The organism is Nonomuraea sp. NPDC050783 (assembly GCF_040802095.1).
Classification (GTDB): domain Bacteria; phylum Actinomycetota; class Actinomycetes; order Streptosporangiales; family Streptosporangiaceae; genus Nonomuraea.
Genome location: NZ_JBFAHK010000003.1, coordinates 243,781 through 264,992, shown reverse-complemented (window position 1 = coordinate 264,992; position 21,212 = coordinate 243,781). Strand labels below are relative to the sequence as shown.

Annotated in this window: 18 protein-coding genes and 1 tRNA gene; 9 read left to right on the top strand and 10 right to left on the bottom strand. The window is 70.5% G+C overall.

The features are described from left to right. Positions 1–3 precede the first annotated feature (3 nt). From AB0H75_RS09365 to pyk, 4 genes are all read left to right on the top strand, one after another. Positions 4–1,485, top strand: coding sequence for a glutamate synthase subunit beta (locus AB0H75_RS09365; protein WP_367793072.1), 1,482 nt, complete (start codon positions 4–6; stop codon positions 1,483–1,485). A 246-nt stretch (positions 1,486–1,731) separates the two neighbouring features. Further along, positions 1,732–3,456, top strand: coding sequence for a S8 family serine peptidase (locus tag AB0H75_RS09360; protein ID WP_367793070.1), 1,725 nt, complete (start codon positions 1,732–1,734; stop codon positions 3,454–3,456). Then, positions 3,456–3,701 (top strand): hypothetical protein, encoded by a 246-nt coding sequence (locus AB0H75_RS09355; RefSeq protein ID WP_367793068.1) that lies wholly within the window; start codon positions 3,456–3,458, stop codon positions 3,699–3,701. Before AB0H75_RS09360 ends, AB0H75_RS09355 begins: the two co-directional genes overlap by 1 nt. 35 nt (positions 3,702–3,736) lie before the next feature. Next, on the top strand, positions 3,737–5,167 hold the full coding sequence (gene pyk / locus AB0H75_RS09350; RefSeq protein WP_367793065.1) for a pyruvate kinase: 1,431 nt from the start codon (positions 3,737–3,739) through the stop codon (positions 5,165–5,167). Positions 5,168–5,221: 54 nt separating this feature from the next. On the opposite strand, the gene dapD is transcribed toward pyk, so the two are convergent. The 3 genes from dapD to AB0H75_RS09335 all read right to left on the bottom strand — a co-directional run bounded on the left by dapD (position 5,222) and on the right by AB0H75_RS09335 (position 6,901). Next, on the bottom strand, positions 5,222–6,184 hold the full coding sequence (dapD, locus tag AB0H75_RS09345) for a 2,3,4,5-tetrahydropyridine-2,6-dicarboxylate N-succinyltransferase (protein WP_367793062.1): 963 nt from the start codon (positions 6,182–6,184) through the stop codon (positions 5,222–5,224). A 43-nt stretch (positions 6,185–6,227) separates the two neighbouring features. Beyond that, the gene (locus tag AB0H75_RS09340; protein ID WP_367793059.1) at positions 6,228–6,650 is read right to left on the bottom strand and encodes a pyridoxamine 5'-phosphate oxidase family protein; all 423 of its coding nucleotides are present in this window, start codon (positions 6,648–6,650) and stop codon (positions 6,228–6,230) included. Positions 6,651–6,827: 177 nt separating this feature from the next. Beyond that, positions 6,828–6,901: transfer RNA gene (locus AB0H75_RS09335), tRNA-Leu, on the bottom strand. A gap of 61 nt (positions 6,902–6,962) precedes the next feature. Here AB0H75_RS09335 and AB0H75_RS09330 point away from each other — a divergent pair. The 3 genes from AB0H75_RS09330 to AB0H75_RS09320 all read left to right on the top strand — a co-directional run bounded on the left by AB0H75_RS09330 (position 6,963) and on the right by AB0H75_RS09320 (position 10,500). Continuing rightward, positions 6,963–7,598: an ANTAR domain-containing response regulator gene (locus AB0H75_RS09330; RefSeq protein ID WP_367793056.1), complete on the top strand. Its 636-nt coding sequence runs from the start codon at positions 6,963–6,965 to the stop codon at positions 7,596–7,598. 153 nt (positions 7,599–7,751) lie between these two features. After that, complete coding sequence (locus AB0H75_RS09325; RefSeq protein ID WP_367793054.1) at positions 7,752–9,029, top strand: ABC transporter substrate-binding protein; 1,278 nt, start codon at positions 7,752–7,754, stop codon at positions 9,027–9,029. A gap of 157 nt (positions 9,030–9,186) precedes the next feature. Beyond that, on the top strand, positions 9,187–10,500 hold the full coding sequence (locus AB0H75_RS09320) for an ABC transporter substrate-binding protein (RefSeq protein ID WP_367793051.1): 1,314 nt from the start codon (positions 9,187–9,189) through the stop codon (positions 10,498–10,500). Positions 10,501–10,507: 7 nt separating this feature from the next. Here the strand turns inward: AB0H75_RS09320 and AB0H75_RS09315 are convergent, their stop codons facing one another. Beyond that, positions 10,508–11,353, bottom strand: coding sequence for a hypothetical protein (locus AB0H75_RS09315; protein WP_367793048.1), 846 nt, complete (start codon positions 11,351–11,353; stop codon positions 10,508–10,510). A 187-nt stretch (positions 11,354–11,540) separates the two neighbouring features. Between AB0H75_RS09315 and AB0H75_RS09310 the strand changes: the two genes are divergently transcribed. Beyond that, the gene (locus AB0H75_RS09310) at positions 11,541–12,842 is read left to right on the top strand and encodes an ABC transporter substrate-binding protein (protein WP_367793045.1); all 1,302 of its coding nucleotides are present in this window, start codon (positions 11,541–11,543) and stop codon (positions 12,840–12,842) included. A gap of 54 nt (positions 12,843–12,896) precedes the next feature. Here the strand turns inward: AB0H75_RS09310 and AB0H75_RS09305 are convergent, their stop codons facing one another. From AB0H75_RS09305 to AB0H75_RS09280, 6 genes are all read right to left on the bottom strand, one after another. Beyond that, positions 12,897–13,271, bottom strand: a complete 375-nt coding sequence (locus tag AB0H75_RS09305) for a hypothetical protein (RefSeq protein WP_367793042.1) — start codon at positions 13,269–13,271, stop codon at positions 12,897–12,899. 93 nt (positions 13,272–13,364) lie between these two features. Next, on the bottom strand, positions 13,365–14,099 hold the full coding sequence (locus AB0H75_RS09300) for an ABC transporter ATP-binding protein (protein WP_367794199.1): 735 nt from the start codon (positions 14,097–14,099) through the stop codon (positions 13,365–13,367). A gap of 98 nt (positions 14,100–14,197) precedes the next feature. Beyond that, on the bottom strand, positions 14,198–15,076 hold the full coding sequence (locus AB0H75_RS09295; protein WP_367794197.1) for an ABC transporter ATP-binding protein: 879 nt from the start codon (positions 15,074–15,076) through the stop codon (positions 14,198–14,200). Positions 15,077–15,149: 73 nt separating this feature from the next. Next, positions 15,150–16,136, bottom strand: coding sequence for a branched-chain amino acid ABC transporter permease (locus tag AB0H75_RS09290; RefSeq protein WP_367793039.1), 987 nt, complete (start codon positions 16,134–16,136; stop codon positions 15,150–15,152). Between the two features lie 12 nt (positions 16,137–16,148). Continuing rightward, the gene (locus AB0H75_RS09285; protein WP_367793036.1) at positions 16,149–17,297 is read right to left on the bottom strand and encodes a branched-chain amino acid ABC transporter permease; all 1,149 of its coding nucleotides are present in this window, start codon (positions 17,295–17,297) and stop codon (positions 16,149–16,151) included. 606 nt (positions 17,298–17,903) lie between these two features. Next, positions 17,904–18,275 carry a PaaI family thioesterase gene (locus tag AB0H75_RS09280; RefSeq protein ID WP_367794195.1) on the bottom strand — a complete coding sequence of 124 codons (372 nt, stop codon included), beginning with the start codon at positions 18,273–18,275 and terminating at the stop codon, positions 17,904–17,906. 104 nt (positions 18,276–18,379) lie between these two features. Here AB0H75_RS09280 and polA point away from each other — a divergent pair, with 104 nt between their 5' ends. Beyond that, positions 18,380–21,070, top strand: a complete 2,691-nt coding sequence (gene polA / locus AB0H75_RS09275) for a DNA polymerase I (RefSeq protein ID WP_367793033.1) — start codon at positions 18,380–18,382, stop codon at positions 21,068–21,070. Positions 21,071–21,212 lie beyond the last annotated feature (142 nt).

Below are 21,212 nucleotides of genomic sequence, written 5' to 3'. Positions count from 1 at the left end.
CGAATGGCTGACCCGAAGGGTTTCCTCACGCACGACCGGGAGCTGCCGGCGCGCCGCCCGGTGGACGTCCGCATCAGCGACTGGCGCGAGGTCTACGAGGACTTCTCCGCCGAGAAGCTGACCAAGCAGGCGGCCCGCTGCATGGACTGCGGCATCCCGTTCTGCCACAACGGCTGCCCGCTGGGCAACCTCATCCCCGAGTGGAACGACCTGGTCTACCGCACCGACTGGCGCGAGGCGATCGAGCGGCTGCACGCCACCAACAACTTCCCGGAGTTCACCGGCAGGCTCTGCCCGGCTCCGTGCGAGGCGGCGTGCGTGCTCGGCATCAACTCCGACCCGGTGGCGATCAAGCGGGTCGAGGTCGAGATCATCGACCGCGCGTTCGCCGAGGGCTGGGTGACCCCGCAGCCCCCGGCCGTCAGGACCGGCAAGAAGGTCGCGGTCGTCGGCTCGGGCCCGGCGGGCCTGGCCGCCGCCCAGCAGCTCACCAGGGCCGGGCACGACGTGGTGGTGTTCGAGCGCGCCGACCGCGTCGGCGGCCTGCTGCGCTACGGCATCCCCGAGTTCAAGATGGAGAAGCGCCACATCGAGCGCCGCCTGGAGCAGATGCGGGCCGAGGGCACCGAGTTCCGCACCGGCGTCGACGTCGGCGTGGACATCACCGCGGCCGAGCTGCGCGAGCAGTTCGACGCCGTGGTGCTGTCCGGCGGCGCCACCCAGTGGCGCGACCTGCCGGTGCCCGGGCGCGAGCTCAAGGGCGTCTACCAGGCGATGGAGTACCTGCCGCTGTCCAACAAGGTCCAGGAGGGCGACTACGCGGTCTCGCCCGTCTCGGCCGAGGGCAAGCACGTGGTGGTGATCGGCGGCGGCGACACCGGCGCCGACTGCATCGGCACCGCGATCCGGCAGGGCGCCCGGTCGGTCACCCAGCTGGAGATCATGCCGATCCCGCCGAGGGAGCGGCCGGCCGGCCAGCCGTGGCCGACGTACCCGATCCTGTTCAAGATGGAGAGCGCCCACGAGGAGCTCGCCGCCGGGGACGGGGAGCGCATGTACGCGGTGTCCACCACCGAGTTCGTCGGCGACGCCGACGGCAACGTGCGGGCGCTGCGCCTGGTCGAGGTCGAGGGGCCGCAGACCGGGTTCAAGCCCATCCCCGGCACCGAGCGGGAGATCCCGGCCGAGCTGGTCACGCTGTCCATGGGCTTCCTCGGGCCGGAGAAGGGGCCGCTGCTGACCGACCTGGCCGAGGTCGCCGGCGGTGACGGCTTCTTCGACAAGCGGGGCAACGTCGCCCGCGACAAGACGTACATGTCGCAGGTGGACGGCGTCTTCGTGGCCGGCGACATGGGCCGCGGGCAGTCGCTCATCGTGTGGGCGATCGCCGAGGGGCGCGCCGCCGCCTCCGGCGTGGACCGCTACCTGAGCGGGGAGACGGCGCTGCCGTACCCGATCCTGCCGACCGCGCGGCCGCTGGTCTGACCTCCCGACGCCGCCGGGCGCGCCTCTCGGGCGTGCGCCCGGCGGCGTCTCCGTGTGCCCGCACGTCCCCCACGTCCTCGCGCGTCCCCCGACGTCCTCGCACGCCCTCGCACGTCCTCGCGGGGACGGCTTCCGGCCTGGGCCGCGCTTCACCGCTCGTAGTCCGAAATTTCACTATTAAGTTGCATCGGTGGTTTGCTGCCGGGAAGATGCAGAATCTGCGACCGGTCGGCGAATGGGGGAAACATGCGGCGAGTCGCCTCCGGGGTGACGGCCCTGACCCTCCTGGCGCTCGCGGCCTGCACGCCCGCCACCGTCAACCACCCCGCGGCCGGCGCCACGACCGGCCCCACCGGCCCGACCACCGGCACCGGCGGCCCCGCCACGCCCGCCCCCAAGGGCACCCAGGCGCAGCCCACCGGCCCGCACGCCGACTACCTGGTCTTCTACGCCGACGGCAAGCAGAGCCAGGCCCTGGAGGCCGTGGTGCGCGCCGGCGGCACCGCCGCCGGCGAGGACACCAGGCTCGGCTACGTCCTGGCCAGGGGCGCCCGCGACGGCTTCGCCGAGAGCGTGGCCGCCGACCCGGCCGTGGCCGGCGTCTCCCCGGACCGCAGCATCGGCCACGCCACCGCCGAGCCCGCCCGGTCCTTCCCCGACGGCTCCGCCCTCCACCACTCCGCCGGCGCGGGCGGCGCCGCCGCCGAGCCGCTGGCCGGCCGCCAGTGGGACATGCGCATGATCGGCGCCGACCGCGCCCACGCCAGGACCCCGGGCAGCAAGGACGTGCTGGTCGCCGTCATCGACACCGGCATCGACGGCGACCACCCCGACATCGCCCCCAACTTCGAGCGCGAGCTGAGCCGCAACTTCGTCACCGACAAGCCCAAGGACGACAACGGCGAGACGCTCGACGGCCCCTGCGAGGCGGCCGGCTGCAAGGACCCCGTGGACGAGGACGACGACGGCCACGGCACCCACGTCGCCAGCACCATCGCCTCCCCGGTCAACGGCGTCGGCATCGCCGGCGTCGCCCCGGGCGTGCGGCTGGTCAACGTCCGGGCCGGCCAGGACTCCGGCTTCTTCTTCCTCAAGCCCAGCCTCGACGCGCTCGCCTACGCCGCCGACATCGGCGCGGACGTCGCCAACCTCAGCTACTACGTCGATCCCTGGCTGTTCAACTGCGCCGCCAACCCCGCCGACAGCCGCAAGGAGCAGCTGGAGCAGCGGGCCGTCGTCCTCGGCATGCAGCGGGCCATCGACTACGCCCGCAAGAAGGGCGTCACGATCGTCTCGGCCCTCGGCAACGGCTCCACCGACCTCGGCCGTCCCCGGGCCGACGACAAGAGCCCCGGCTACCCCGAGGGCAGCCAGAAGACCCGCAAGGTCGACAACACCTGCCTCAACGTGCCCGCCGAGTCCGACGGCGTCATCTCCGTCTCCGCGCTCGGCCCCTCCGGCCGCAAGGCCGTCTACAGCGACTACGGCGTCGAGCAGACCGACGTGGCCGCGCCCGGCGGCGACGCGGTGGACGGCAAGGGCGCCGATGCCACCCGCTCGATCCTGGCCGCCGCCCCCGAGCGGGCGCTGCGCGCCGCCGGCCGGATCGGCGCGGACGGCAAGCCCAAGGGCGCGGACGTGGTGCGCGACTGCGCCTCGGGCACCTGCTCCTACTACCAGTATCTCGACGGCACCTCGATGGCCGCCCCGCACGCCGCCGGCGTGGCCGCGCTGCTGGTCAGCCGCTTCGGCAAGCCCGCCCCCGGCGGCGGGCTGACCCTCGACCCGGCCACCGTCGAGAAGCTCCTCTACCAGAGCGCCGACCAGCGGGCCTGCCCCACGCCCCGCCAGTACGTCTACCAGACCTACGGCGAGAAGGAGACCCACACCTGCGAGGGTGACGCGGCGGACAACGGCTTCTACGGGCACGGCATCGTGGACGCCTGGAAGGCGGCCACCTTCGAACCCTGATGTATCGCCTCCTCGCGGAGACCGCGATGGTGGTGCACTTCGCCTTCCTCGTCCACCTCGCGGCGGGGGGCTTCCTGGCGTGGCGGTGGCGGCACGCGGGGGAGCGGGGGCTGCCGCCGCCCCCATTCATCGACCACTACATCGAAGGCGTCATCCATCCGGAGCAGTACACGAACTTGGCACGATCAGGGGTCGCCGTTCTCGTGCTGTTCTCCTACGCGGGCTATGTTCTCCGTCGTCGGTGACTGCCAAGTGGTCTGTACCAATTAAGGTAGGACTCGTGACTCGTCGCGCGAAAATCGTCTGCACCCTAGGCCCTGCCACCTCTTCCGAGGAGCGGCTCCGTGAGCTGATCTCCGCCGGCATGGACGTGGCACGGTTCAATCTCAGCCATGGCAACCATGACCTGCACCGAGAGGTCTACGACCGGGTGAGACGGGTGGCGGCCGAGCTCGGCCGCGGCGTGGGCGTGCTCGCCGACCTGCAGGGCCCCAAGATCCGCGTGGGCACGTTCGAGGAGGGCCCGGTCCGGCTGGGCTTCGGCGACGTCTTCGCCGTCACCACCGAAGACGTCCCCGGCGACCGCGAGCAGGTCTCCACCACCTACAAGGGCCTGCCCAACGACGTGCGGCCGGGCGACACGATCCTGGTCGACGACGGCCGCCTCGTGCTGGAGGTGACCCGCGTCGACGGCGAGCGGGTCGTCACCCGCGTCGTCATCGGCGGCATGATCTCCGACAACAAGGGCCTCAACCTGCCCGGCGTCAACGTCAGCGCGCCCGCGCTCACCGACAAGGACGAGGCCGACCTGCGCTGGGCGCTGCGCACCGGCTTCGACATGATCGCCCTGTCCTTCGTCCGCCGCCCGTCCGACGCCGACGTGGTGCGCAACATCATGGAGCAGGAGGCCGTGCGCCTGCCGCTGCTCGCCAAGATCGAGAAGCCGCAGGCCGTCGACCGGCTGCCCGAGATCGTCGAGGCGTTCGACGGCATCATGGTCGCCCGCGGCGACCTCGGCGTCGAGCTGCCGCTGGAGCAGGTGCCCATCGTGCAGCGCCGCATCATCGAGCTGTGCCGGGAGAAGGCCCGCCCGGTCATCGTCGCCACGCAGATGCTCGACTCCATGATGAACGCGCCCCGCCCCACCCGGGCCGAGGCCTCCGACGTGGCCTACGCGGTCATGGACGGCGCCGACGCGATCATGCTGTCGGGCGAGACGTCGGTCGGCAACTACCCGATCGAGGCCGTCTCCACGATGGACCGCATCGCCTGCGCCGCCGAGAAGTCCTACCTTCAGGCCACCCACACGCTGGAGCGCATGCCCGAGACCACCGGCGGCGCCATCGCCAGGGCCGCGGCCGAGGTCGGCGCCATCGTCGGCGCCAAGGCGCTGGTGGCCTTCACCATGTCCGGCGAGACCGCGCGGCGGCTGGCCCGCTACCGCTCGCCGATCCCGCTGCTGGCCTTCACCTCGGCGCCCCACGTGCGCGGTCAGCTCTCGCTGACGTGGGGGGTGGAGACCTTCCACGTGCCGTTCGTGCACCACACCGACGACATGGTGCGGCAGGTGGAGGCGTCGCTGCTGTCGCTCGGGCGGCTGGAGAAGGGCGACAAGGTCGTCATCGTGGCCGGCTCGCCTCCCGGCACCCCCGGCTCCACCAACGCCCTGCGCGTCCACACGATCGGCTCCGCCGTCTCGCACGCGAGCTGACCGGCTGACCGCCGCGCCGGCCGGCCCCCGGCGCCCGGGGGCCGGCCGGGGCGATCAGTTGGCGTGCAGGGCGGCGTTGAGCTCGATGCCGGTGCCCGTGCGCGGCACGGCCTCGACGGCGCCCGACTGGGAGTTGCGGCGCAGCAGGATGCCGTCGCTGCCCGACAGCTCGGCCGCCTTGACGACCCTGCCGTCGGGAAGGGCGACCTTGGTGCCCGCCGTCACGTACAGGCCCGCCTCGACCACGCAGTCGTGGCCGAGCGAGATGCCGATGCCGGCGTTCGCGCCCAGCAGGCAGCGCTCGCCGATCGAGATGACGTGCTTGCCGCCGCCCGACAGGGTGCCCATGATCGAGGCGCCGCCGCCGACGTCGGAGCCGTCGCCGACGACCACGCCGGCCGAGATCCGGCCCTCGACCATGGAGGAGCCCAGGGTGCCGGCGTTGTAGTTGACGAAGCCCTCGTGCATCACCGTGGTGCCGCTCGCCAGGTGGGCGCCGAGCCGGACGCGGTCGGCGTCGGCCACGCGCACGCCGGAGGGCAGCACGTAGTCGACCATGCGCGGGAACTTGTCCACCCCGTACACCGTCACCGGCCCGCGGGCGCGCAGCCGCAGGCGGGTCCGCTCGAAGTCGGGGACCGGGCACGGCCCGTGGTTGGTCCACACCACGTTGGCCAGCAGGCCGAAGATGCCGTCCAGGTTGGCGCCGTGCGGCCGGATCAGGCGGCCGGACAGCAGGTGGAGGCGCAGGTAGACGTCGTGGGCGTCCACGGGGGCCTCGGAGAGCTTGGCGATGCCGGTGCGCACCGCCACCACCTCCACGCCCCGCGCCGGGTCGGGGCCCGTGAGCGAGGCCAGCTCGCCGGCCTCGTCGTCGGACAGCCGCTCGGTGCCCGAGAGCGGCGCCTCGCCCAGCTCGGGGGAGGGGAACCAGGTGTCGAGTACGGTGCCGTCGGCGGCGATGGTCGCGAGGCCGACGCCGTGGGCGCCGGTCGAGGCGGGATCGATAGCAGTCACGCGCCAAAAATACCGGTTGGGGGAGCGGCCCGGCGGAACCGGCTCAGGCCAGCGCCCCCAGGTCGGCCGAGAGCCAGCGCTCGGGCCGCATCCGGAACGTCACCAGCGCGTGCAGGTCGGAGCCCTGCACGTAGCCGGCCACGGCCTCGGGCGGCAGGTAGCGAGCGGAGATGCGGGCCAGGTCCTCCAGCGTGGACGGCCGGGAGTGGACCAGCGGGCCCTCGACGGAGACGTAGCGGTAGGTCGGGCTGTCGCGCTGCACCAGGATGGAGAAGCGGCCCGCCTTCGCGATGAGCCTGGCCTTGACGGAGTCGCCGTCGGTCAGGAAACGCACGTCCCCGCCGGGGACGTAGTCGTACCAGACGGGCACGGTCAGCGGCGCCCGGCCCTGGCCCGCCTCGACGGCCAGGCTCGCGATGTGCGCCTCCGCCAGGAACGCCTCCCGCGCCGCCACGCTCAACGACATCCCGCCCACCCCCCGCATCGCGCTGCCGGCCGTGCAACGCCTATTCCCCCCGAGGCCCGCCCCGAACCGCCATCCAGGGACGATCGGTCACGTAATGCGATGATGTGCGGGCGTTGGGTGACCGCGATGGCCCGGACACGACGAAACCGCCCGGCCGGGGAGCCGAGCGGTCAAGGGTGCCCCGGGTGGGACTCGAACCCACACTGAATGGATTTTGAGGCCATCGACTCTGCCGATTGGTCTACCGGGGCCTGTGCACGGAACTTCCGTGCACAGGGGTGTCGCGTCGTTGAAGCTTAGCCGACCAGGACCATGCCGATCCGGCGTGGATCTAATCTACCGGACGTCTGTACTCTTCTGCTCGTGAGTACGCAGCGGCGAGTAGTGATCGCGGAAGACGAGGCCCTGATCCGCCTCGACCTCAAGGAGATGCTCCAGGAGGACGGTTACGTCGTCGTGGGAGAGGCCGCCGACGGCGAGCAGGCGATCCGGCTGGCCGCCGAGATGAAGCCCGACCTGGTGATCCTCGACGTCAAGATGCCCGTGCTCGACGGCATCTCGGCGGCCGAGCGGATCGTGTCCGAGCGCATCGCGCCGTGCCTGATCCTGACCGCCTTCTCCCAGCGCGACCTGGTGGAGCGGGCGCGGGACGCGGGGGCGATGGCCTACCTGGTCAAGCCGTTCACCAAGGCCGACCTGGTGCCGGCCATCGAGATGGCGGTCAGCAGGCACGAGGAGATGGTGGCGCTGGCGGCCGAGGTCTCCAGCCTGTCCGAGCGCCTGGAGACCAGGAAGCTGGTCGAGCGGGCCAAGGGCCAGCTCATGGCGCAGCACGGCTGGACGGAGCCCCAGGCGTTCCGGTGGATCCAGAAGGCGTCGATGGACCGGCGGCTGAGCATGCGCGAGGTTGCCCAGATCGTTATCGACGACGCGGCCAAGCAGTCCTAAAAGCGCCCTATATCAGCCGATCTGGCCCGGTGGGTCGTGGCCCGGTCACGAGTGGGCATCCAACCGGACTCGGCGGCTTTCTCCGGCGGCGTCCCGGCGCGTAACTGATGGGCGGACCGAAGATCCGCTCATCAGCGAACGGAGAAGCCCGCGATGATCCGCATTTCCCGCGCACCCGTGCCCGTCCTGGCCGCCACCGCGGCCTGTCTGGTGCTGGCCGCGTGCTCGTCCGGCGGCACCACCACCGCCGCCTCCTCTGCGCCCCCGGCGGCGGCCCGGGGTGACGGCACGTTGTCCATCGGCACCGTGCTGCCGCAGACGGGCTCGCTGGCGTACCTGGGGCCGCCCATGTACGCGGGCGTGGACCTGGCGCTCAAGGAGATCGGCGAGGCCGGGGGCGTGCTCGGCAAGCAGGTCACCAAGATCGACACCGACTCGGGCGACACCACCACGAACATCGCCTCGCAGTCGGTGGACAAACTGCTGGCGCAGAAGGTGGACGTGGTGATCGGCGCGGCCTCGTCCTCGGTCTCGGAGTCCATCCTCGACAAGATCGTCGGGGCCGGGGTGGTGCAGTTCTCGCCCGCCAACACCTCCGACAAGTTCACCACCATCGACGACAAGGGCCTGTACTTCCGCACCGCGCCCCCCGACAAGCTCCAGGGCCGGGTCCTGGGCGACCTGGTGGTGGCCGACGGCAACGACACGGTCGGCATCCTGGCCATGCAGGACTCCTACGGCACCGGCCTGGCCGACCAGGTCACCAAGACGGCCCAGGAGGGCGGCGCCACCGTCGTCGAGCGGGTGGACTACGACCCCAAGGCGCCCGAGTTCTCCGCCGACGTGGCCAGGATCAAGGCCAAGAACCCCAAGGCGATCGTGCTCATCGGCTTCCAGGAAACGGGGAAGGTGGTGCGCGAGCTCGTCAAGCAGGGCCTGACCACCGACAAGGTGAAGTGGTACATGGTGGACGGCAACATGTCGAACACCAACTACCTGCGGATGCCCAAGGGCGCGATGGAGGGCGTCAAGGGCACGCTGCCGGGGGCGGCGGCGCCGGAGGAGTTCCAGAAGCGGCTGCTGAAGGTCCGGCCGAACCTGCAGGAGTTCACCTACGCGGCGGAGTCGTACGACGCCACGACCCTGGTCGCGCTGGCCGCCCAGGCGGCCGGGGACGACGACGGCAGGTCGATCGCCGGCAAGCTGGTCGAGCTCAGCAAGGGCGGCGAGAAGTGCACGACCTTCAAGCAGTGCGCCGACCTGCTCAAGGCCGGCAAGGACATCGATTACGACGGCGTCAGCGGCCCGGTGGACTTCGACGGCGCGGGTGACCCGTCGGTGGCCACGATCGGCGTCTACCAGTACCGGGCGGACAATACCTTCAACGCCGCGAAAGCCGTCGAGTACCGTACGGGCCGCATCGCCGGCTGATTCGCCACGATTCTCGTTACGCGAAGGTTTCAGACATCACAAATTCGTATAAAAATGCCGTTAAAAGTGCGCAGACCCTGTCAATACCGGCATGCTGAGCTCGGAATACGCAGCGGCGGAGATCGTCCCGCCGTTGAGGACAGGGGAGTCTCTTTTAATGATCCGCATAGCTCCAGCAGGCCGCGCCCTGGCCGTCGCGGCCGCGGCGAGCCTGGCCCTGACGGCCTGTGGTGGTGGCGGCGACACGACCGCGCAGCAGTCCGCGTCGACGTCCTCCGCATCGGCGGCCGCGCCGGCCTCGTCCGCTCCGGCCGCCGCCAAGGGCGACGGCACGCTGACGATCGGCACGGTCCTGCCGCAGACCGGCTCGCTGGCCTTCCTGGGCCCGCCCGAGTTCGCCGGCGTGGACCAGGCCGTCAAGGAGATCAACGAGGCCGGGGGCGTGCTGGGCAAGCCGGTGACGGCCATCCACACCGACTCCGGCGACACCACCACGAACATCGCCTCGCAGTCGGTGGACAAGCTGCTGGGCCAGAAGGCGGACGCGATCATCGGCGCGGCCTCGTCCTCGGTCTCCGAGTCGATCATCGACAAGGTGACCGGGGCCGGGGTGGTGCAGTTCTCGCCCGCCAACACCTCCGACAAGTTCACCACGATCAACGACAAGGGCCTGTACTTCCGTACCGCGCCCCCGGACAAGCTGCAGGGCCGCGTGCTCGGTGACCTGGTCGTCGCCGACGGCAACGACACCGTGGGCATCCTGGCCATGCAGGACTCCTACGGCTCGGGCCTGGCCGACCAGATCGCCAAGACGGCCGAGGAGGGCGGCGCCACCGTCGTCGAGCGGGTGGACTACGACCCGAAGGCCGCCGAGTTCTCCGCCGACGTCGCCAAGATCAAGGCCAAGAACCCGAAGGCGATCGTCCTGATCGGCTTCGAGGAGGGCGCCAAGGTCATCCAGGAGCTCGTCAAGCAGGGCCTGACGGCCGACAAGGTGAAGTGGTACATGGTGGACGGCAACATGTCGAACACCAACTACCTGAAGATGCCCAAGGGCACCCTGAAGGGCGTCAAGGGCACCATCCCCGGCGCGGCGGCCCCCGACGACTTCCGCAAGAAGCTCCTGGAGGTCAACAAGGACCTGGAGGACTTCACCTACGCCGCCGAGTCCTACGACGCGGCGAACCTCATCGCGCTGGCCGCCGAGGCCGCCAAGGACGACAGCGGCGCCTCCATCGCCGCCAAGCTGGCCGAGGTCAGCAAGGGCGGCACGAAGTGCAAGAGCTTCAAGGAGTGCGCCGACCTGCTGAAGTCCGGCACGGACATCGACTACGACGGCATCAGCGGTCCGGTCGAGTTCGACGACAACGGTGACCCGGCCGTGGCCACCATCGGCGTCTACCAGTACGGCGACGACAACAAGTACCCCGGCAAGGCCCTGGAGTACCGCACCGGCAACATCGCCGGCTGACGCCGGCCTAGCCGCCCAGGCCGCAGACCCGCTGCGCCCAGCGCGTGAGGCGTTCCTGCAACGGCCCGGGCGGCACCACGATGACCACGCGTTCCTCGCCCCCGTCGATGCGCGCCCGCACGGGGAACAGGAAGGCCTTCTTGGCCTCGGCGAACGCGTGCGGGTCGCAGCGGCCGGGGGTGAGCGCCACCCGCGCCTCCAGCCGCTGCGCGCCCGGCTCCAGCGTCCCCAGCGGCTGGTGCTCCGGCGTGACGATGTAATGGGTGGTGCCGTCCATGCTGGTCAGCGTCACCGTGCCGGGGCCGCGCCGGGTGACCACGACGCTGCCGCGCATGGCCCCGCCCGACTCCGTCCACTCCGGGCCGAACGCGATCTCCGCCGCCTGCTTGATCAGGAACTCCGAGCACTCGTCGCGCAGCAGCCTGGCCAGCAGCGGGTCCGGGTGCGGCACCCGGAAGACGACCTTGCGCGGCGGCCCGCCGCCGGTGGCGACGTGCGCCACGACCGTCGCCGGCTGCACCTGCGGCAGGCCGCCGGGCGAGCAGTTGGCCGGCCCGTACGGGAGGGGCAGGTCGGTGCGCTCGGTGCGCCCGAGCGTGGTGTCGGCCGGCCGCGGCGCGAGCGTCCTGAACGACGCCGTGACGAGCTGCACGTCGGTGAAGCGGACAGGGGTGGCGGTGGTGTTGCGCACCGCGGCCTGCAACCGGTGCGCCGGCTCGTCGGAGCGCCACTGGGCCAGCGACACCGACACCCCGGGAGGCGGGTCCGTGGAGGGCGGGTCCGCGGGGCGGCCCCCGGTCCCGCCACCGGCGCTAAAGAACACGGCGGCGAGGAACGGCGTCATGCGCTTCACCTGCCGCACATTAAGCCTGCTTGACCAGGTTCGTAAGTTGAGGACTGATTACGACTCCGCATCCAAGTGCCGACAGTTGCTCAAGGCATCTGGTTCGAGGATGCAGCAATTTTGTACGTTTCCTGCATTCGATCGGGAACGCTCGGCCTGCTGACCGGTCCCGGCCTGGAAATGAAGGAGACACTTCATGATCCGCATTGCTCCCGTGGGGCGGGCGCTGGCTGTCGTGGCTGCCACCAGCCTGGCCCTGACAGCCTGCGGCGGTGGCGGCGGCAACACCGCCTCGGAGACCTCACCGTCCTCGGCTGCTCCGGCGTCGTCGGCCGCGCCCGCCGCCAAGGGCGACGGCACCCTCACCCTCGGCACGCTGCTGCCCCAGACCGGTTCGCTCGCCTTCCTCGGTCCGCCGGAGTTCGCGGGGGTCGAGCTGGCCGTCAAGGAGATCAACGAGGCCGGGGGCGTGCTGGGCAAGCCGGTCGCCAAGATCGACACCGACTCGGGCGACACCACCACGAACATCGCCTCGCAGTCGGTGGACAAGCTGCTGGCGCAGAAGGCGGACGCGATCATCGGCGCCGCCTCGTCGTCGGTGTCGGAGTCGGTGATCGACAAGATCACGGGTGCCGGGGCCATCCAGTTCTCGCCCGCCAACACCTCCGACAAGTTCACCACGATCAACGACAAGGGCCTGTACTTCCGCACCTCGCCCCCGGACAAGCTCCAGGGCCGCGTGCTCGGTGACCTGATCGTCGCCGACGGCAACGACACGGTCGGCATCCTGGCCATGCAGGACTCCTACGGCACCGGCCTGGCCGACCAGGTCCAGAAGACCGTCACCGACGGCGGCGCCGAAGTGGTCGAGCGCGTGGACTACGACCCCAAGGCCGCCGACTTCTCGGCCGACGTGGCCAAGATCAAGGCCAAGAACCCCAAGGGCATCGTCCTGATCGGCTTCGAGGAGACCTCCAAGGTCATCCAGGAGCTGGTCAAGCAGGGTCTGCCGGCCAGCGAGCACAAGTGGTACATGGTGGACGGCAACACCTCCAACACCAACTACATCAAGATGCCCAAGGGCACCCTGAAGGGCGTCAAGGGCACCATCCCCGGCGCGGCGGCCCCCGAGGAGTTCCAGAAGAAGCTGCTCGGGGTCAACAAGGACCTGGAGGACTTCAGCTACGCCCCCGAGTCCTACGACGCGGCGAACCTGATCGCGCTGGCCGCCGAGGCCGCCAAGAGCGACGCCGGCACCGACATCGCCGCCAAGCTGGCCGAGGTCAGCAAGGGCGGCACGAAGTGCAAGAGCTTCAAGGAGTGCGCCGACCTGCTGAAGGCGGGCACGGACATCGACTACGACGGCGTCAGCGGCCCCGTCGAGTTCAACGACGCCGGTGACCCGGCCGTCGCCACGATCGGCATCTACCAGTACGGCGACGACAACAAGTACGCCACCAAGGCCCTGGAGTACCGCACCGGCAACATCGCCGGCTGATCACCAGCGCCCGCGGGAGGGGCCCGGCCGCCACGGCCGGGCCCCTCTCCGTCGTCAGGAGCAGCCCGCCACGATCCGGTCGGCCGCCGCCCGGTACTGCTTGAGCAGCGCCACCTGCCGCTCGCGCGGCACGTCGTTCCTGGCCAGCCCCGCGGTCGTGGCCTTGACCGTCGCCACCGCGCCCTGGAGCGAGGCGGGCAGCCGGTCGCCGAACTGCAGGACGATCCCGCGGGCCTCGGCCAGGCGGCCGATCACGGCGTCCTCGAAGTACTGCCGCTCCTCCTGGCCCTTCGGCTCCAGCATCAGGCCGGCGTAGCCGATGGCCGACACCACGCGGGCGCAGGGGCTGTCGGTGGGATCGCCGCCGGTGCTGTAGCGCGGCGCGGAGGAGGCGTCGTCCTGGCAGCCCATGAGCAGCACGGGCAGCATGAGCGCGACTGTCACTGAGCGTTTCACAACGCTCATTAAAGAACGGCGGAGGGGCTCCGCGGGAGCCCCTCCGCCGTCGCGATCGCGGGGAGTTTACGCCTTGGCGAGGGTGCCGAGGTACAGCTCGATCACCTTCGGATCGTTGGCCAGCTCCCTGCCGGTGCCGGTGTAGGCGTTGCGGCCCTGGTCGAGGACGTAGCCGCGGTGGCAGATCTGCAGGCAGCGGCGGGCGTTCTGCTCCACCATGACGACGGTGACGCCGGCCTTGTTGATCTGCTGGGCCTGGATGAAGACCAGGTCCTGCAGCTTGGGCGACAGGCCCGCGGACGGCTCGTCGAGCAGCAGCACCGACGGCTCGGTCATCAGGGCCCTGGCCATCGCCACCATCTGCCGCTCACCGCCCGACAGCGAGCCGGCGCGCTGCTTGCGCCGCTCCTTCAGCGCGGGGAACAGCTCGGCCACGAACTCGAAGCGCTCCTTGAACTTCCCCGGCACCTGGAAGGCGCCCATCTCCAGGTTCTCCTCGATGGTGAGGCTGGGGAAGACGTTGTTGGTCTGCGGGACGTAACCCACGCCGCGCGAGACCAGCGCGTGCGCCTTCATGTTCGTGATGTCCTCACCCTTGAGCAGCACCGTGCCGCTGCGGATGTTGACCAGCCCGAACATCGCCTTGAGCAGCGTGGACTTGCCGGCGCCGTTCGGGCCGATGATCCCGATCAGCTCGCCCTCCTGCACGTACAGGTCGGCGCCGTTGAGGATGTTGACGCCCGGCAGGTAGCCGGCGATCAGCTCGTCGCAGCGCAGGAGGGCGCCCTCGGCGCCACCCAGGTGCGCGTCGCGGCCGGTGACCGCCGACCGCGACGCGGCCGCGGCCGCGTCCTTCGGCGCGGCCGGTTGCTCCGGCGTGGCCGGCTCAGGGACGGCGTTCACTTCTGCGTCTCCTCCTCAATCTCGGACTCCAGCTCCGCCTCGGCCTCGTGGAGCTGGGCCTGCAGCTCGGTGTCCGACAGGGGGGCGTCGTGGTGCGCGCCCAGGTACGCGTCGATCACCCGCTCGTCCGACATGATCGTGGACGGCGGGCCCTCGGCGATGACCGCGCCCTGCGCCATGACGATCACCCAGTCGCTGATGTCGCGCACCATGTCCATGTCGTGCTCGACGAACAGCACCGTCATGCCCTGCTCGCGCAGGTCCTTGACGTGGCCGAGCAGCGACTGGGTGAGCGCCGGGTTGACGCCCGCCATGGGCTCGTCGAGCATGACCAGCTCGGGGCCGACCATGAGCGCGCGGGCCATCTCCAGCAGCTTGCGCTGGCCGCCGGAGAGCGACCCGGCGAAGTCCTCGCGCTTGGCGTCGAGCTTGAAGCGGACCAGCAGCTCCTCGGCCCGCTCGGTGATCTCGTCCTCCTGCTTGCGCCAGAAGCCGGGCACCAGGGCCCGCCAGAAGCTCTCGCCCCTCTGCTGCTGGGCGCCGAGGCGCATGTTCTCCATCACCGTCAGGCGCGACAGCGCCTTGGTGAGCTGGAAGGTGCGCACCATGCCCGCGCGGGCCACCTTGTGGGCCGGCACGCCGTTCATGGCGCGGCCGTTGAACGTCCAGTTGCCGGAGTCGGCGGTGTCGAAGCCGGTGAGCTGGTTGAAGAAGGTGGTCTTGCCCGCGCCGTTGGGACCGATCAGCGCGGTGATGGAGCCGCGCTGGATCTCCACGTGCTCGACCTCGACGGCGGTGAGACCGCCGAAGCGGCGCACCACGTTGTCCACGACGAGGATCGGGTCCGGCTTGGGCACGCCCGGCTCGCGCGGCATGTCCTTGAACGCCGCCAGCGCCGCGGCCTTGCGGTCGGCGGTCGCCGCCCCGCCCACCGTGCCGTCTATCGTGTCATCGCGCATCGATGGCGATCTCCCTCTTGTCACCGAAGATGCCCTGCGGCCGGACGACCAGCAACAGGATGAAGCCCAGGCCGACCAGCGCGTAGCGGATGGGGCCCACCTGGATGCTGGTCATGAAGGGGATGTAGCCGTTGGCCACCAGCTCGGAGAGCAGGTTGCCGATGAAGACGAACAGCACCCAGAAGATCATCGCGCCGACGACCGGGCCGAAGACGCGGGCCGCGCCGCCGAGGATGACGATGGTGTAGGCGAAGAACGTCATCTCGGTGCCGAACACGTCGGGCTGCACCGCGCCGTTGTAGAGGCCGTAGAAGAAGCCGCCGAAGCAGCCGACGACGCCGCCGAGGACCAGCGACTGCATCTTGTAGGCGAAGACGTTCTTGCCGAGCGCGCGCACGGCGTCCTCGTCCTCGCGGATGGCCTTCAGCACGCGGCCCCACGGGCTCTTCATGAGCAGGTAGACCAGCAGGCAGGCCAGCAGCATGACGATCCAGCCGACCGTCAGCAGCCACAGCGTGCGCTCGTCGAAGACGATCGGGCCGATGCCGTAGCGGCCGGACGGATAGGGGTTCATGGCGTAGAAGTCGCCGTTGAAGCCGCGCCGGCCGTCGGAGCCGCCGAAGACGTCCTTGAACTGCACCGAGCGGAAGATCAGCCGGATGATCTCGGCCGCGGCGATCGTGACGATCGCCAAGTAGTCGGCGCGCAGTTGCAGCGTCGGGATGCCCATGAGCAGGGCCAGGACCACCGCGGCCGCCAGGCCGACGGCGACGCCGATCCAGAAGGGCAGGTCGAGCACGGTGACGGTGACGGCCAGGCCGTAGCCGGCCACGGCCATGAACGCCGCCTGGCCGAAGTTGAGCAGGCCGGTGTAGCCGAAGTGGATGTTGACGCCGATCGCGGCCAGACCGTACACCACGGTCTCCCAGCCGATGGCGGCGTGGACGGTGGTGGTGAAAATCGTGAGCCAGTCCATCTGTTACCCCCGTCACCCGATCCGCTCGCGCCGGCCGAGGATGCCCTGCGGCCGGAAGAGAAGCACGATGATGAGCACCACCAGCGCGCCGACGGACTTCAGCTCCGGCGGCACCCACAGCGTGGAGACCTGGATGAACACGCCCACCACGAGCGAGCCGACCAGCGCGCCGAAGGCCGTGCCGAGCCCGCCGAGCGTGACGCCCGCGAAGATGAGCAGCAGGATGTCCTGGCCCATCGTGAACTTCAGCGACTGCGACAGGCCGAGCATGATGCCGGCCAGCGCGGCGATGGCGGCGCCGACGGTCCAGATGATGCGGATGACGCGGTCGACGTTGATGCCGGAGGAGGCGGCCAGGGCCGGGTTGTCGGACACGGCGCGGGCGGCCTTGCCGGTGCGGGTCTTCATCAGGGCCAGGCCCACGACGACGAGGACGGCCAGCTCGATGGCCATGGCCCACAGGTTCTTCGGCGCGGCGCTGATCGGGCCGAGCTGGATGCCGGCCTGCGTGTTGTAGTCCGTGTAGGTCTCGGTCTGCGGGCCGAAGAAGAACTGGATGAGGTTGCGCAGCAGGATCGCGACGCCGATCGAGATGATCATCATGGCGATCGTGCCGGTGCCGCGCTTGCGGAGCTGGCCCCAGAACAGGCGGTCCTGGCCGTAGCCCAGGGCGCCCGCCAGCACCACGGCGATGACCGCCGCCGGGATGAGCTGGAGGCCGAACCCGACGTTGAACGCGTAGGCGAGGACCGCGCCCAGGGTGATCAGCTCGCCGTGGGCGAAGTTGGTCAGGCCGGTGGTGCCGTAGATGAGCGACAGGCCCAGCGCGCCCAGGGCGATGATGAGGCCGAGGTTGAAGCCCTCGAAGGTGAGCTGCGCGGCCTGGGTCCAGAAGGAGCTCTCACCGCCGCTGCCGCCGTCGCCCTGCTGCGGGTTGTTCGCGGCGCCCTTCGCCTCCAGGGCGAACAGGACCGTGGAGCAGTTGCCCTCGTAGACGGTGGGCGTGCGGACGTTGTTGCCGCCCCGAACCTGGGAGTTCGGGGGAAGGGAGCCGGGGTCCAGGGTGACCTTGTACTTACCGGGCTTGTCGACCTGGACGTCCCAGGCGCCCTGAGCGTCCGAGGTGACCTCCTTGACGGGTTGTCCGCCCTCGGTGGTCACTGAGACTTTGGCGCCGTTCACTGGCTGGCCTTGGAGTTTGAGTGTTCCCCTGAGTCCCTGGCAGTTCGCCGGGTCCGCGTGGGCGGGTCCGGCGAGCAGGAAGACAAGTCCACCCAGGAAGGCCGTGAACGCGATCACGGCTCTGCGCAATGGTGCTCCCTCAAGTAGGTCAAGGCGGGGTTGTGCCCCTCCATCTCGACACGCGCGCATCGCAGGCACAACTGGGATGCAATGGCGGGAGCTTATTGCGGTGCCGCCCGTTTCAGTATCGTTCGTCACCAATTAGTGACACGTTGGTGTCACTCATGTGAGGAACCAATACGGCAGGTCAGGGGCTAAATGAGGGGAGACGCCTGGCGGCTGCCGGAAACGGAAAGGTAACGGATCACGGAGTGCGTGGACGAGCCCGCGGAGCGGCCTTTGGGGCCATGTAGGGCTTCCCCGGCCTTACACGTTATCTACCGGGCCTCCCCGCGGGCTCGCGTTCGGACCACCGTAGCGACCCGTGGGGGCGATGCGCAAAGAATCGGGCGAAGTGGCCGGTGGGACGGCGTGTTGCCAGTGCGGCGGGTTGCCGGTGCGGCGGGTGACCCGTGCGGCGGGTGGTCAGCGGTCGCGCAGCACGCAGGTTAGGCGCGAGGTGCACACGCGCCGCCCCTCCTCGTCGGTGATCTCGATCTGGTACGTCGCCAGCGTGCGCCCGCCGTGCAGCAGCGTCGCCACGCCCGTGACGTGCCCCGACCGCGCCGACCTGTGGTGCGTGGCGTTGATCTCGACGCCCAGCGCGATCCGCCCGGGACCGGCGTGGATGGCCGCCGCCACCGAGCCCAGCGTCTCGGCCAGCACCGCCGACGCGCCGCCGTGCAGCAGCCCGTACGGCTGCGTGTTGCCCTCGACCGGCATCCGGCCCACGACGCGGCCGGGCCCGGCCTCGACGAACTCGATGCCCATCCTGGAGGCCAGCGTGCCGTCGTGCATGCCGCTCAGGGCCGGGAGGTCCAGCGGGTTGGTCTGCGTCAAGGGGACGTCTCCACTCTTCCGGGCTCAGGTTTTCTGTCGCAGGGGCAGACTAGGCTGCGTACGTGCCGAAGAGTGAAGTGACCCCCAGCCGTCCGTGCCTGCTGCTGCTTGACGGGCACTCCCTGGCCTACCGCGCCTTCTACGCGCTCAAGGACGCCAACCTCATGACCACCGACGGTCAGCACACCGAGGCGGTCTACGGGTTCACCTCGATGCTGACCAACGTCCTGCGCGACGAGCAGCCGAGCCACGTGGCGGTGGCCTTCGACCGGTCGGAGCCGACGTTCCGGCACCAGGAGTACGCCGACTACAAGGCCAACAGGAGCGAGACGCCGGAGGACTTCCGCGGCCAGATGCAGCTCATCTACGAGCTGCTCGACACGCTGCGCATCCCGCGCCTGTCCAAGCCGGGCTTCGAGGCCGACGACATCATCGCCACGCTGGCCACCCGCGCCGCGGCCGAGGGGATGAACGTCCTGATCGTCACCGGCGACCGCGACGCGCTGCAGCTCGTCAGCGAGCACGTCACCGTCCTCATGACCCGGCGCGGCATCAGCGACATGACCCGGTTCACCCCGGAGGCCGTCGAGGAGAAATACGGCCTGACCCCGGCCCAATACCCCGACTTCGCGGCCCTGCGCGGCGACCCCAGCGACAACCTCCTGAGCATCCCCAGCGTGGGGGAGAAGACCGCGGCCAAGTGGGTGCGCGAGTTCGGCTCGCTGACCGCGCTGGTCGACCGGGTCGACGAGGTCAAGGGCAAGGTCGGCGACCGGCTGCGCGAGCACGTCGCCCAGGTGCTGATGAACCGCCGCCTCACCGAGCTGCTGCGCGACGTCGAGGTCGAGGTCGAGCTCGGCGACCTCAAGCAGGGCGCCTGGGACCGCGAGGAGGTCAACAAGCTCTTCGACAGCCTGCAGATCCGCGGCGAGCTGCGCGAGCGGGTGTTCAAGGTGCTCGGCACCGGCGAGCAGGAGCCCGACCAGGGCTTCGAGGTCGAGACCGTGCTCCTCGGCCCCGACCGGGTGGCCGGCTGGCTGTCCGCCATGCCCGAGGGCCGGGCCGGGCTCGCCTTCAAGTGCGTCCACGCCAGCGGCACCGGCCGCATCGACGGCCTCGCCGTCGCCTCGCCCGACGGCACCGCCGCCTACGTCGACCCCGTCAAGCTCACCGAGGCCGACGAGGCCGCCCTGCGGGCCTGGCTGGCCGACGAGGCCCGGCCCAAGGCCGTCCACGACGCCAAGGGGCCCCTGCTGGCCCTGTGGGCCCAGGGCATGGACCTGCGCGGCCTGAGCTGCGACACCGCGCTGGCCGCCTACCTCGCGCTGCCCGGCCAGCGCACCTTCGCCCTGGAAGACCTCGCCCGCCGCTACCTCCACCGCGACCTGCGGGCCGAGGCGGAGTCCGACGGGCAGGCCGCGCTGTTCGGCGACGACGAGGACGCCCCCGCCAAGGACCTCGCGCTGCGCGCCCACGTGGTGCGCGAGCTGGCCGAGAATCTGGAGCGCTTCCTGGAGGGGCGCGGCGGCACGCAGCTCCTCGGCGACGTCGAGCTGCCGCTGCTCACCGTGCTGGCCGAGATGGAGCGCGCGGGCATCGCGGTCGACCGGGAATACTTCGCCGGCCTGGAGGCCGAGTTCGGCGCGGCGGTCAAGCACGCGGTGGAGGAGGCCCACCGCTCCGTCGGCGAGCAGTTCAACCTGGGCTCGCCCAAGCAGCTCCAGGAGATCCTGTTCGGCCGCCTCAGCCTGCCCAAGACCAAGAAGATCAAGACCGGCTACAGCACCGACGCCGACCAGCTCGCCTGGCTCGCCACCCAGACCGAGCACGAGCTGCCGACGATCATGCTGCGCCACCGCGACCAGCAGAAGCTGCGCACCACGGTCGAGGGCCTGATCAAGGAGATCGCCGACGACGGGCGCATCCACACCACCTTCAACCAGATCATCGCCGCCACCGGCCGGCTGTCCTCCGAGAAGCCCAACCTCCAGAACATCCCGATCCGCACCGCCGAGGGCCGCCGCATCCGGCAGGGCTTCACGGTCGGCGAGGGCTACGAGACGCTGCTGACGGCCGACTACAGCCAGATCGAGCTGCGCATCATGGCCCACCTGTCGGGCGACGAGTCGCTGATCGCCGCCTTCGAGTCCGGCCACGACTTCCACCAGGCCACCGCGGCCCGGGTGTTCGACCTGCCGCCCGAGCAGATCGACGGCGAGCTGCGGGCCCGCATCAAGGCCATGAACTACGGGCTGGCCTACGGGTTGTCCGACTTCGGGCTGTCCGGGCAGCTCAACATCCCGGTGGCCGAGGCGCGGGCGCTGAAGGAGGAATACTTCCAGGAGTTCGGCGGCGTGCGCGACTTCCTGCAGGCCATCGTCGCCCAGGCGCGCTCCGACGGCTACACCGAGACGATCATGGGCCGCCGCCGCTACCTGCCCGACCTCACCAGCGACAACCGGCAGCGGCGCGAGATGGCCGAGCGGATGGCGCTCAACGCGCCGATCCAGGGCTCGGCCGCCGACATCATCAAGGTCGCCATGCTCCACGTCCACCAGGCGATCCGCGAGGAGGGGCTGGCCTCCCGGATGTTGCTGCAGGTCCACGACGAGCTGGTGTTCGAGGTGGCGCCGGGGGAGCTGGAGGCGCTGCGGCAGCTCGTGCGCGACCAGATGAACGCCGCCTACCACCTGCGGGTCCCGCTGGAGGTCACGGTGGGCGTCGGGCGCACCTGGGAGGACGCCGGCCACTGACGCGCGGGAGGGGCCGGGGCCGCGCAGGAACGGGAAGGGGGCCGGGGCCTCGCGGGAAGGGGGCCGGGGCGGTCCGGCATGTCGCCCGGGTCCCCGGTTTCCGTACAGATCTGGACTAGGCTGGAGTGTCGGTTTCCTCGGT